This window comes from Flavobacterium aestivum (assembly GCF_026870175.2).
Classification (GTDB): Bacteria; Bacteroidota; Bacteroidia; order Flavobacteriales; family Flavobacteriaceae; genus Flavobacterium; species Flavobacterium aestivum.
The window spans coordinates 278,212-290,582 of sequence record NZ_CP113977.2; the positions used below are offsets into that span (position 1 = coordinate 278,212).

13 protein-coding genes are annotated in these 12,371 nt (G+C 32.7%); 11 read left to right on the forward strand and 2 right to left on the reverse strand.

Going from position 1 to position 12,371, the window contains the following annotated elements; all coding sequences use genetic code 11:
* The first annotated feature begins 247 nt into the window (after nucleotides 1-247).
* The 6 genes from OZP08_RS01315 (at nucleotide 248) to OZP08_RS01340 (ending at nucleotide 4,797) form a co-directional block, all read left to right on the forward strand.
* Nucleotides 248-994, forward strand: coding sequence for an electron transfer flavoprotein subunit beta/FixA family protein (locus OZP08_RS01315; RefSeq protein WP_281322800.1), 747 nt, complete (start codon nucleotides 248-250; stop codon nucleotides 992-994).
* Between the two features lie 121 nt (nucleotides 995-1,115).
* Complete coding sequence (locus tag OZP08_RS01320; protein ID WP_268847974.1) at nucleotides 1,116-2,084, forward strand: electron transfer flavoprotein subunit alpha/FixB family protein; 969 nt, start codon at nucleotides 1,116-1,118, stop codon at nucleotides 2,082-2,084.
* Nucleotides 2,085-2,248: 164 nt separating this feature from the next.
* Nucleotides 2,249-2,878, forward strand: a complete 630-nt coding sequence (locus tag OZP08_RS01325; protein WP_281322801.1) for a bifunctional nuclease domain-containing protein — start codon at nucleotides 2,249-2,251, stop codon at nucleotides 2,876-2,878.
* A 57-nt stretch (nucleotides 2,879-2,935) separates the two neighbouring features.
* Nucleotides 2,936-3,787, forward strand: coding sequence for a thymidylate synthase (locus tag OZP08_RS01330; protein WP_268847975.1), 852 nt, complete (start codon nucleotides 2,936-2,938; stop codon nucleotides 3,785-3,787).
* A gap of 182 nt (nucleotides 3,788-3,969) precedes the next feature.
* Complete coding sequence (locus OZP08_RS01335) at nucleotides 3,970-4,302, forward strand: 2TM domain-containing protein (RefSeq protein WP_281322802.1); 333 nt, start codon at nucleotides 3,970-3,972, stop codon at nucleotides 4,300-4,302.
* Between the two features lie 12 nt (nucleotides 4,303-4,314).
* A complete protein-coding gene (locus tag OZP08_RS01340; protein WP_281322803.1) occupies nucleotides 4,315-4,797 on the forward strand; it encodes a dihydrofolate reductase in 483 nt (160 codons plus the stop codon).
* A gap of 51 nt (nucleotides 4,798-4,848) precedes the next feature.
* Here the strand turns inward: OZP08_RS01340 and OZP08_RS01345 are convergent, their stop codons facing one another.
* Complete coding sequence (locus OZP08_RS01345) at nucleotides 4,849-5,148, reverse strand: hypothetical protein (protein WP_268847977.1); 300 nt, start codon at nucleotides 5,146-5,148, stop codon at nucleotides 4,849-4,851.
* 235 nt (nucleotides 5,149-5,383) lie between these two features.
* Here OZP08_RS01345 and ubiE point away from each other — a divergent pair, with 235 nt between their 5' ends.
* Both ubiE and porT read left to right on the forward strand, forming a co-directional pair.
* Nucleotides 5,384-6,115: a bifunctional demethylmenaquinone methyltransferase/2-methoxy-6-polyprenyl-1,4-benzoquinol methylase UbiE gene (ubiE, locus tag OZP08_RS01350; RefSeq protein ID WP_268847978.1), complete on the forward strand. Its 732-nt coding sequence runs from the start codon at nucleotides 5,384-5,386 to the stop codon at nucleotides 6,113-6,115.
* 24 nt (nucleotides 6,116-6,139) lie between these two features.
* On the forward strand, nucleotides 6,140-6,844 hold the full coding sequence (porT, locus tag OZP08_RS01355) for a type IX secretion/gliding motility protein PorT/SprT (protein WP_268847979.1): 705 nt from the start codon (nucleotides 6,140-6,142) through the stop codon (nucleotides 6,842-6,844).
* Nucleotides 6,845-6,867: 23 nt separating this feature from the next.
* Here porT and OZP08_RS01360 read toward each other — a convergent pair whose 3' ends face one another.
* Nucleotides 6,868-7,596, reverse strand: coding sequence for a TrmH family RNA methyltransferase (locus OZP08_RS01360; RefSeq protein ID WP_281322804.1), 729 nt, complete (start codon nucleotides 7,594-7,596; stop codon nucleotides 6,868-6,870).
* 48 nt (nucleotides 7,597-7,644) lie between these two features.
* Between OZP08_RS01360 and tamL the strand changes: the two genes are divergently transcribed.
* The 3 genes from tamL (at nucleotide 7,645) to accD (ending at nucleotide 12,338) form a co-directional block, all read left to right on the forward strand.
* Nucleotides 7,645-10,281: a translocation and assembly module lipoprotein TamL gene (gene tamL / locus OZP08_RS01365; protein WP_281322805.1), complete on the forward strand. Its 2,637-nt coding sequence runs from the start codon at nucleotides 7,645-7,647 to the stop codon at nucleotides 10,279-10,281.
* Nucleotides 10,282-10,345: 64 nt separating this feature from the next.
* Entirely contained in the window at nucleotides 10,346-11,413 is a 1,068-nt protein-coding gene (fbaA, locus tag OZP08_RS01370; RefSeq protein ID WP_281322806.1) for a class II fructose-bisphosphate aldolase, read from the forward strand.
* A gap of 70 nt (nucleotides 11,414-11,483) precedes the next feature.
* On the forward strand, nucleotides 11,484-12,338 hold the full coding sequence (accD, locus tag OZP08_RS01375) for an acetyl-CoA carboxylase, carboxyltransferase subunit beta (RefSeq protein ID WP_281322807.1): 855 nt from the start codon (nucleotides 11,484-11,486) through the stop codon (nucleotides 12,336-12,338).
* Nucleotides 12,339-12,371 lie beyond the last annotated feature (33 nt).

The window sequence follows — 12,371 nt, forward strand, 5'->3', positions numbered from 1 at the left end:
AGAAAAAGGATATCACTTCTATCTGGGCTATGAAATCTATCTAACACAAAAGTCCTTATCCAGACGAGTTACACAATAATTCACAAAAACAAACCCATTATTTCTAATAATTTTGACAAAAACACAGCGATTCAAACAATAAAATACGAAATCGTAATAGCAGAGTAAAATATTATGCATGCATAGTATTTTATTGGATTTATTTTTTAAATTTGTCGAAGAAAATACGAATTATAAAATATAAATTATGAAAATATTAGTTTGCATCAGCCACGTTCCTGATACTACTTCAAAAATCAACTTCATCAACGGAGACTCTGAATTTGACACCAATGGAGTTCAATATGTAATTAATCCAAATGACGAATTTGGTTTAACACGTGCTATTTGGTTCCAAGAACAACAAGGAGCTACAGTTACTGTAGTTAATGTTGGTGGACCAGATACTGAACCAACTTTAAGAAAAGCTTTGGCCATAGGTGCTAACGAAGCTATTCGTATCAACGCAAATCCTACTGATGGTTTCTTTGTAGCAAAACAATTAGCTGAAGTAATCAAGAATGGCGGATATGACATCGTGATTGCTGGAAAAGAATCTTTAGACTATAACGGAGGAATGGTTCCTGGTATGATCGCTGGTATTTTGGGATATAATTTTTTAAACTCTTGCACAAACATCACTGTTGAAGGTACAAATGTAACTGCAGTACGCGAAATTGATGGTGGTAAAGAAACCGTAAGCACTACATTGCCTGTTATTATTGGTGGCCAAAAAGGTATTGTTGAAGAAAAAGATTTGCGTATTCCAAACATGAGAGGAATTATGACTGCTAGAACAAAAGCATTAACAATCCTTGAACCGGTTGACGCTTCTGTAAACACTAAAGCTGTGAAATTTGAAAAACCAGCTCCAAAATCAGCTGTGAAATTGGTTTCTGCTGACAACTTGGATGAATTAATTAATTTATTACACAACGAAGCTAAGGTGATCTAAAAATTGAATTACTGATCGAAGATTAACGATTTTTGATTGCTGATGGCAAAAAAATCTAAAATCTTTATCAAAGTTCAAAAATCTAGAATCACAAGTCTAAAATCTAAAATCACAAATCATCATGTCAATATTAATATATGCAGAATCTGCAGAAGGAAAATTTAAAAAAGTAGCATTAGAACTAGCTTCTTATGCAAAAAAAGTAGCTGAATCATTAGGAACTACCGTTACAGCTGTAACTGTAAATGCAGGTGATGTTTCAGAATTATCAAAATACGGAGTAGACAAAGTTTTAAAAGTCGCCAATGACAAATTAGCCGGTTTTACTGCTAAAGCTTACGCTGATGTGATCAAACAAGCAGCTCAAAAAGAAGGTGCCAAAGTTGTTTTACTATCATCAACTACAGACAGTATTTACTTATCTTCATTAGTTGCTGTAGCGCTAGAAGCTGGTTTCGCTTCAAATGTTGTTGGTTTACCAGTAAGCACTTCTCCATTTCAAGTAAAAAGAAATGCATTTTCAAACAAAGCTTTCAACATTACAGAAATCAATACGGATGTAAAAGTATTAGCTTTAGCTAAAAACTCTTATGGTATTTTCGAAAATGCTTCAACATTAACTGAAGAGGATTTTAATCCAACAATTGGCGATGCTGATTTTGGTGTAAAAGTAGTATCTGTTGAAAAAGGTTCAGGTAAAGTTTCTATTGCTGATGCAGATATCGTAGTTTCTGCAGGACGTGGTCTAAAAGGACCAGAAAACTGGGGAATGGTTGAAGAATTGGCTTCTGTTCTTGGAGCTGCAACAGCTTGTTCAAAACCAGTATCTGATTTAGGATGGAGACCTCACGGAGAACACGTAGGTCAAACTGGAAAACCTGTAGCAACCAATTTATATATTGCTATCGGAATCTCAGGAGCGATTCAACACATTGCAGGAATTAACTCTTCTAAAGTAAAAGTTGTAATTAATAGCGATCCAGAAGCTCCTTTCTTTAAAGTTGCTGATTATGGAATTGTTGGTGATGCTTTTGAAATTATACCTCAATTAACAGCAAAATTAAAAGCTTTTAAAGAGCAACAATCTTAAAAACAAAATATCTCTAGTTAAATATAGCTGCCTAAAAACAAGATAATCGTATCTTTGCTTTAGGTAGCTTTTTTGTTCGATAAATTTTGATTAAAATTGCACTCTATTTTTAAATAAAAAACGACACTATTAATAAGGTACTTAGTACTTTTTATTATACGAACATGAGCCTAGTAAAATTATCCATTAAAGGAATTTCATACAGTCAAACCCAAAACGGTGCCTATGCATTGATTTTGAACGAAGTTGATGGCGAAAGAAAATTACCTATAGTTATTGGAGCTTTTGAAGCCCAATCTATTGCTATTGCTTTAGAAAAAGAAATTAAACCTCCGCGCCCATTAACCCATGATTTATTCAAAAATTTTGCCGAGCGATTTGACATTGTTGTTAAGCAAGTTATTATACACAAACTAGTTGATGGCGTTTTTTATTCTAGCATTATATGCGAAAGAGACAAAATCGAAGAAATCATTGACGCCAGAACTTCAGATGCCATTGCATTAGCTATTCGATTTAATGCGCCTATGTTTACTTATAAAAATATTTTAGACAAAGCAGGGATTTATTTAAAATCAAATCCTCATGAAAACGACGCAGCTTCTCAAGAGATAGATGACATTCTATCTAATCCTGAAACTTTTGGTCATCCTTCAGAAAGCAACGAATCAGGCAACACTTATACTAAACATAGTTTACAGGAATTAAATGAATTACTACAGCAAGCTGTTGAGCATGAAGATTATGAAAAAGCTGCTAAGATTCGAGATGAAATTTCTAAAAGAGAAGCATAATATTGCCGTAAGCAATTAGCTTATGGCCTAAAGCGTATAGCTTAAAGCGTTAAAAAAATGAAACAATACCTAGATTTAGTACAACACGTTATGCAAAACGGTTGTCAAAAAGGAGATCGTACCGGAACAGGAACAAAAAGTGTATTTGGATATCAAATGCGATTTGACCTAAGCGAAGGTTTCCCTATGGTAACCACTAAAAAATTACATCTTAAATCTATAATTTACGAATTGCTTTGGTTCCTCAAAGGAGATACAAACATTAAATATCTACAAGAAAAAGGAGTTAAAATTTGGGATGCCTGGGCCAACAGTAATGGCGATCTAGGTCCTGTTTATGGCCACCAATGGCGTAACTGGAACAGTGAAGAAATAGACCAAATTTCTGAACTCATTACCGAGCTAAAAACAAATCCAAACAGTAGAAGAATGCTCGTGTCGGCATGGAACCCATCAGTTCTTCCAGACACAACTAAATCTTTTGAGGAAAATGTAGCCAATAACAAAGCTGCCTTACCTCCTTGTCATGCTTTCTTCCAGTTTTACGTAACAAGCCCTGACGAGACTAAAGGAGAAACCAAAGGAAAGCTTTCTTGCCAATTGTATCAACGCAGTGCCGATGTATTCTTGGGAGTACCTTTTAACATTGCCTCTTATGCATTATTAACGATGATGATTGCACAAGTTTGCGACCTTGAGGTTGGAGAATTTATTCATACTTTTGGAGATGCACATATATACAACAATCATTTTGAGCAACTCGAATTACAGCTTACACGTGTGCCAAAACCATTGCCAAAAATGATTTTAAATCCAGCCATAAAAAATATCTTCGATTTTGATTACGATGATTTTACCTTAGTAGGATATGAACCGCATGCCCCAATTAAAGGAAATGTTGCCGTTTAAAATAAAAAAAACTTATAACTGCCCCCAAAAGTTACATACTATTTGGGGGCTTTTTTATTGAAAGAAAAGTCAGGTGCGATTATAACTTAAAGCTATAAAAAAAGGCCTCTAATTAAATAATCAATAATCAGAACAGTGTCATTTAAAAATATATTTTATCTTTATAAACTAAATTTTATGCCATGGATAAAGAATTACACGAGCAATACGAATATGCACGAAGACGCTTAAGACAAAAAAAAAGGCTGTATTACCATTTTGTTTTATTTGCTTTGATCAGCATTTTTTTATTTACTACTCATCGTTTTTTTGATATTGGTATAGATTCAAATTGGTCTACATGGATCATTGTCGTATGGTTATTCCTTTTTATATTACATTTTATAAAGGTGTTCATTACTGATCGTTTTATGAACAAGTATTGGGAAAGAGATCAAATTGACAGGCTTGTCGCTTTGCAACAAAAAAAAATAGCCCAGTTACAATCTAAAATTGAAGAAAATAATTCGAAATAAAATTCCCTAAGTATGTTAATAATGATTGCTGCAGTAGCAGAAAATAATGCCCTTGGAAAAAACAACGAACTGGTTTGGCATCTGCCAAATGATTTTAAAAGATTTAAATCATTAACCACGGGACATCATATTATAATGGGGAGAAAAACATTTGAAAGCTTCCCCAAACCTCTTCCTAATAGAACTCATATCGTAATCACAAGACAAAAAGACTATCATCCAGAAGGCTGCATTGTAGTTGACAGCATAGAAAAAGCAATTGCTATTTGCCCAAAAGATGAAACATCATTTATTATTGGAGGCGGAGAAATATACACTCTGGGACTTCCTTACGCAGATCAGTTAGAAATCACAAGGGTACATCATAGTTTTGAAGCCGATGCTTTTTTTCCAGAAATCAACCCCGATCATTGGAAAGAAATTTTTACAGAATTTAATCCTATTGACGACAAACATCTTTATAGTTACACCTATCAAACTTACGTAAAGAAATAAAAAAAACATCCCAAAAAGGGATGTTTCAATTTAAATGATTAGAGGAATGACCTACTCTTGTAATAAAATTTGATAACATAATATACAAATTACAAATATCATTATAACTCCAGAGATGAAGACAATGCTATTTGAAGTTTTTTGAGAGTACAACTCAAAAAAACCTTTAGTACCAAATACCACAAAGGTACTAAAGGCAAAGAAAATTAAAATTTCCAAAAACAAATTTAATCCTAAGAACGTGTTTTGCGCTTTTAAAACAATACCACCATTACTGACAGTACCTTCAAAAAAAATTACAAGAACAAATGAGATAAATAGCGCAAGAAGCATCCATTTGATTTGGGTCATTACTTCCCTCTTAATCATTCATTAAATATTTAAAATTTAAAGTACAAACTTCCGCAATAAAAACAGGAACCACAATACCCACTTTTAGTGATATTTCATTTTTTTTTCTTCTGCCAAAATCATTCAATTATCATAAAATAGCATCAAAATCCGATGATTTAATAAAGTTTCATTCAAATTTAAAAACGCATTTATTGTTTATCCAGTTTATGTTATATTTGTACAAACAAAAAAAATGTCGAAAGAAATCACACCCTACAAAAATTCAAAACTTAGCAAAAAAGAACAGGTTGCTGCAATGTTTGATAAAATCTCTGGAAACTACGACAATCTTAATCGTGTCATTTCGTTTGGTATAGATGTTAAGTGGAGAAAAAAGGTTCTACAGTTAGTTGCCAAAACCAATCCTGAAAATATTTTAGACATCGCCACAGGTACTGGAGATTTAGCTATTTTAATGTCTAAAACAAATGCTAAAAAAATCATTGGATTAGACATTTCCCCAGGAATGCTTGAAATAGGAGTGAAAAAAATTGCCGACAAAGGTCTATCCGAAACAATCGAAATGGTTTTGGGAGATTCGGAAAATATGCCTTTTGAAGATCATTTTTTTGACGCAATAACTGTAGCTTTTGGTGTAAGAAACTTTGAACATTTAGAAAAAGGACTCTCGGAAATTTTAAGAGTTTTAAAACCCGGAGGGATTTTCGTTATTTTAGAAACCTCAGTTCCAGACAAAACGCCTTATAAACAAGGCTACAAATTCTACAGTAACAATATATTACCAATCATAGGAAAATTATTTTCTAAAGACGATGTTGCTTATGGTTACCTATCAGAATCTGCTGCTTCGTTTCCTTATGGAGAAGCATTAAACAATATTTTACGAAAAACTGGGTTTATAGATGTTGTTGCCATGCCTCAAACATTTGGCGTTGCAACCATTTACTCAGCTTCAAAAAAATAATACTGAAAAACATTCAGCGTAAATATGAAAAAATTAATTGCACTTGTTTTGATAGTTTTTGCTTTAAATGGAAACGCTCAAAATTCGAAAGGAATATTTAGCAAGGATCCTATAATAAATTTGGAAAATTGGCAAAAACGCAAAATTTATTTTGGCTTCTATTTGGGCTTCAACTCTTATGATTTCAAAATTGATTATAAAACAGTTGGACCAGATATTAAAGTAGATGCCCCAGTAGGTTTTAATGTTGGTATAGTTGCTGATGTTAGGCTACAGGAGTATCTGAATTTACGTTTTGAACCAGGTTTATATTATTCCAGTAAAACCTTTCATTACCCGAATTTCACTTCCCAAAGCGATGCTACCAGAGAGGTAAATGGTACTTACATTCATTTTCCTTTATTATTAAAATTTTCATCACTTAGAACCGGAAACATACGTCCTTATTTACTTGGAGGTGTATCTGCAAACTTAAATTTATCCAGTAATGCAAAATCTTTAGACGACAATCTAGAGGAACGTTTTAGAGTAAAATCCTGGACTACGAATTATGAACTGGGCTTTGGAATTGATATATTTTCAGAATATTTCATTTTCTCCCCATCAATTAGAGGTTCTTTTGGAATTTCAGATGAGTTAATTCGTGATAATGATCCAAATAGTCCTTGGACAAGTAATATTGAATCTATGAAATCAAGAGGGGTTTTAATTAATTTTACTTTCCACTAAAATTTTCATTTCAATTTTACTGCTTAATTTCGTCTACTGAATTCACTTAAAATAATTGCGGTTGCTGTAGCTACATTTAAGCTTTCTGTTTCTTGAAGATCACCAAAACGTGGAATAGTTAGTCTTTTTTGAATCAATTTTTCCAAATCCTTTGAAATTCCGTTAGCTTCATTACCCATTATTATTATTCCTTCTTGGGGCAAATCTGTTTTATAAATATTAGTGCCATCCATAAATGTCCCAAAAACAGGCAACTTGGTTTCGGATATAAAAGCGTTCAAATCTATATAATTCACATTTACTCTAGCAATAGACCCCATAGTAGCCTGAACTACTTTTGGATTAAAAATATCAACGGTTTCTTTTGAACACAACAACTGTTTGATTCCAAACCAATCACATAGTCTTAAAATAGTACCCAAATTTCCTGGATCCCTAACAGAATCCAATGCTAGTATCAAACCAGAATTGACTTTTTTCTTTTCTGAAGGAATTTTAAATACCGCTAAACAAGTATTAGGAGTTGCTAATGCACTAATTTTATTTAGTTCACTTTCTGAAATAATTGTTTTTTTATCAGCTGATATTGAATCAAAATCTGGCTTTGTTGTATAAAGATGTTCTAACTCAAAATTTGATTTTACTAATTCTTGAATTACTTTTACGCCCTCGGCAAAAAACAACTGATTTGCAAAACGATGTTTTTTTTGTTGTAAACTCGATATAAGCTTTATTTGGTTTTTACTAAGCATAAAAAAATGTACTTTTGAATTAAATATTTTATAACAATTGAATCCCGCATGCCCCAAAAAAAATTATCTTATACAATAAAAAAGAGCACCGAAAATTTTCGGGATAACAATCTTGGGCGAACAAAACTTTTTCTGAAGAAAAAGAATTTTACAAAAATATCATTATTTATCCTAATTAGTATCCTTTTCTATGCCTGTAATTCAGAAAAGAGAGTTCCTGCCAGAAAACAACTTCTTATAAAAAATGAAATTACCGAAAATGGTAAATTAACTAAGAATCAAAACATATACGATCAACTGTATCAACAACCAAATTCTTCTATATTAGGATATCGCATGTTGTTGAATGTATATAACTTAGCCAACCCTAATCCAGATTCTACATTTAATTTAAAATATAAAAACAAAGAAAAAAAATACAACAGAGAAGTAAGATGGCTTTCCGAGAAGCAAATAGGAAGACTTCGTAAATCTTTTTGGTATCACGGAATACATACTTTTTTGAAAGAAACAGGTGAAGCTCCCGTTATTGTAGACACAGTAAAATCAAAAAAATCATTAATACGTCTTAAAAGTCATTATTTTAATAATGGTTACTTTAATGTTAAAGCCTCATATAAAATAGACTCTTTAAGTCCTAAAAAAGCCGGAGTCAAATATGATGTCGTAACTGGAAACCCATTTTTTCTAGATACTATAACAACCTCTATACAGACACCTGTTTTAGATTCTCTTTACAAAACAAAGAAATCATTAATAGTATCTGGAAACCAATATAAAACGGAAGATTTTGAAAACGAAAAAGATCGGATAAGCACCCTTTTTAGAAATAATGGTGCCTATCGTTTCCAACCCAACTATGTAACTTTTGACATTGACACTATTCATAAAAAAGACAAAGCAAACATCAATTTAAGCATAGACAATTATTCGTATCAACAAAATGACTCAACTAAAACAGAACCATTTAAGATATACAAAATTAGCGACATCAACATTTATACAGATTATACAAACGCGAATCACAATTCTAAAATTAAAGATAGTGCCACCTATAACAATATGAACTTGTATGGGTATAACAAAATAAAATACACTCCGCATGCCATTACCGATGCGGTATTTATTACCAAAGGAGGTTTATTCGCAGACTATAAAACCGTATTATCTACACGTTATTTAAACAATCTTAAAATTTTTAATTACCCAACTATTCAATACGAAATAGACAAAAGAGATAAAACTGCACAATCTTTAATTGCAAACATTTATTTAACGCCTCGCAAAAGATACAGCTTTGGTTATACTTTAGACTTAACCCATTCTAATATTGAAGATTTTGGTATAGCCGGAAGTATTACAGAAACAGTACGAAATGTATTTAATGGCGCCGAAACACTGGAAATTTCAGCACGAGGAAATATTGGTGCTTCTAATGACATTGCGGATCCAGGTGATAGCTTTTTTAACGTTTCAGAATATGGTTTGGATGCAAAACTTAACTTTCCGCGAATTTTATTTCCATTTAAAACAGAAAAGATCATTCCTAAAAGTATGATCCCCTCTACTGTAATGAGTGTAGGATTTTCAAAACAAACCAATATTGGATTAGACAAAGAAAGTTTTAGTGCTATTTATTCTTATAGCTGGTCTCCAAAAAGAAATAATACAACACGTTTAGACCTTTTTAATATTCAGTTTGTAAATAACCTGAATCCAGAAAACTACTATAACGTATACGGTAGTTCATACGACGCGCTTAACACTATTGCCAAAAAGTATAATACAAACACTACTTATGTTGACACAAATAATAATTTGATTATAGAAAGCGGGACAATGGGTTTTACAAATGACGTTTTATCCGACAAAACTTCATTACAACCAAGTGATCCCGATTATCAAAATGTAAACAGTATTGAAAAACAAAGAATCAGGCTTACTGACAATGATTTCATCATGGCTACTAATCTTGTTTTTACCAAAACGACTAAAAAAGATTTACAAGACAATGATTTCTACATGTTTAGAACCAAAATAGAATCTGCCGGTACATTATTATCAGCCATTTCAAGCATTGGAAATTTGCCTAAAAACTCAAACGGAAATTACGAAATTTTCAATCTAGAATATGCTGAATATTTTAAAACCGAATTCGACTTTGTTAAATATTGGGGTATCGACAAAGGAAAAGTTTTTGCAATGAGAACCTTTTTTGGAATAGCAATCCCTTATGGAAATTCAAATTTTATTCCATTTACCAAAAGTTATTATGCTGGAGGATCTAATGATAATAGAGGATGGCAGCCCTATCGTCTAGGACCTGGAAGCAGCACTTCAACAAATAACTTTAATGAAGCCAATTTAAAAATTGCAATTAGTGGAGAATATCGATTCTTAATTGGAGGTAAATTCAATGGAGCTCTTTTTGCAGATGCAGGTAACATCTGGAATGTATTTGACGGTACTACTTATGAACCCGCCAAACTTTCGAGCATAAAAGATTTGAGCAAAATAGCTTTAGGTACAGGTTTTGGTTTGCGATATGATTTTGGCTTTTTTGTAGTTAGAGTAGATATTGGGTTTAAAACTTACAATCCAGCCAATGAATCTGGGGATAGATGGTTCTCTCAGTATAATTTTGCCAACTCAGTTTTTAATTTTGGTATAAATTACCCTTTCTAATGCTAATTAATTCTTATTTTTGCAGCTTATAATCTAAAAAACTAAAAAACTTAAAGAAATTACAATGGCACACAACATTAAACCAGGAGTTGCTACAGGCGATCAAGTACAAGAGATTTTCAATTATGCAAAAGAAAAAGGTTTTGCCTTACCTGCTGTAAATGTAACAGGTTCAGACACTATAAATGGGGTACTTGAAACTGCTGCAAAACTAAATGCACCAGTTATCATTCAATTCTCAAATGGTGGAGCACAATTTAATGCTGGAAAAGGACTTTCTAATGCTGGTGAAAAATCGGCTATTGCTGGTGGTATTGCTGGAGCAAAACACATTCATACCTTAGCAGAAGCATACGGAGCAACTGTAATTTTGCATACTGATCACTGTGCTAAAAAATTATTACCTTGGATTGATGGACTATTAGATGCTTCTGAAGCACATTTTGCTGCTACAGGAAAACCATTATTTTCATCACATATGATTGACTTATCTGAAGAGCCAATCGAAGAAAATATCGAAATCTGCAAAGGATATTTAGAGAGAATGAGCAAAATGGGAATGACACTAGAAATTGAACTTGGTATTACAGGTGGTGAAGAAGACGGTGTTGACAACTCTAATGTTGATAGCTCAAAATTATATACTCAACCAGAAGAAGTAGCTTATGCTTACGAAGAATTATCTAAAATAAGCCCAAGATTCACAATTGCAGCTGCTTTTGGTAACGTTCATGGAGTTTACAAACCAGGTAATGTAAAATTAACTCCAAAAATCTTAAAAAATTCTCAAGACTACGTTCAAGAAAAATTCAAAACCGGGCCAAACCCTGTTGATTTCGTTTTCCACGGTGGATCAGGCTCTACTTTAGAAGAAATCAGAGAAGGAATTAGCTATGGTGTTATAAAAATGAATATTGACACTGACTTGCAATTTGCATTTACAGAAGGTGTTCGTGACTTTGTACTTAACAATATCGAGTACCTTAAAACTCAAATTGGAAATCCTGAAGGAGCTGACGTACCAAACAAAAAACATTACGACCCAAGAAAATGGTTGCGTGAAGGTGAATCTACCTTCAATGCGAGACTTGAGCAAGCTTTTGCTGACTTAAATAACGTGAATACACTATAATTTTACATTTTAGATTTTAGACTTCACGAGGAAATCTAAAATCTAAAATCTTAGATCTAAAATAATAAAAATGGCTTGGTTTAAAAGAAAAGAAAAAGGAATTACTACGGCTACCGAAGACAAAATGGACATCCCAAAAGGCCTTTGGTACAAATCACCTACCGGTAAAATTATTGATGCTGATGAATTGGCTCGTAATTTATTTGTAAGCCCCGAAGATGGTTTCCATGTTAGAATTGGAAGTGCAGCCTATTTTGATATTTTATTTGACAACAATGAATTTGTTGAATTAGATAAAAACATGACTTCTAAAGATCCTTTGCATTTTGTTGATACAAAAAAATATGCAGACCGATTAAAAGAGGTTATGGAAAAAACTCAACTTAAAGATGCTGTTCGTACTGGTGTTGGAAAATCTAAAGGCAAAGAATTAGTAATTTGCTGTATGGATTTTGCTTTTATCGGTGGATCAATGGGAGCTGTTGTAGGTGAGAAAATTGCAAGAGGAATTGATCATGCTATCAAAAACAAATTACCATTTGTAATGATCTCTAAATCAGGTGGTGCCAGAATGATGGAAGCTGCTTATTCATTAATGCAATTAGCAAAAACATCTGTAAAATTAGCTCAATTGGCCGAAGCGAAGTTACCTTATATCTCACTTTGTACCGACCCAACAACAGGAGGAACTACTGCCTCATATGCTATGCTTGGGGATATTAATATTTCTGAACCAGGTGCCTTAATTGGATTTGCTGGACCAAGGGTAGTTAGAGATACTACTGGAAAAGATTTACCAGAAGGTTTTCAAACAGCCGAATTTCTTCTTGAACATGGTTTCTTAGATTTTATTACAGCCAGAAAAGAATTGAAAGATAAAATCAACTTATATATCGATTTGATTCAAAATAATGAAATTAGATAGTTTCAAAACTTCTAAAACATAAAAATCCCAAGA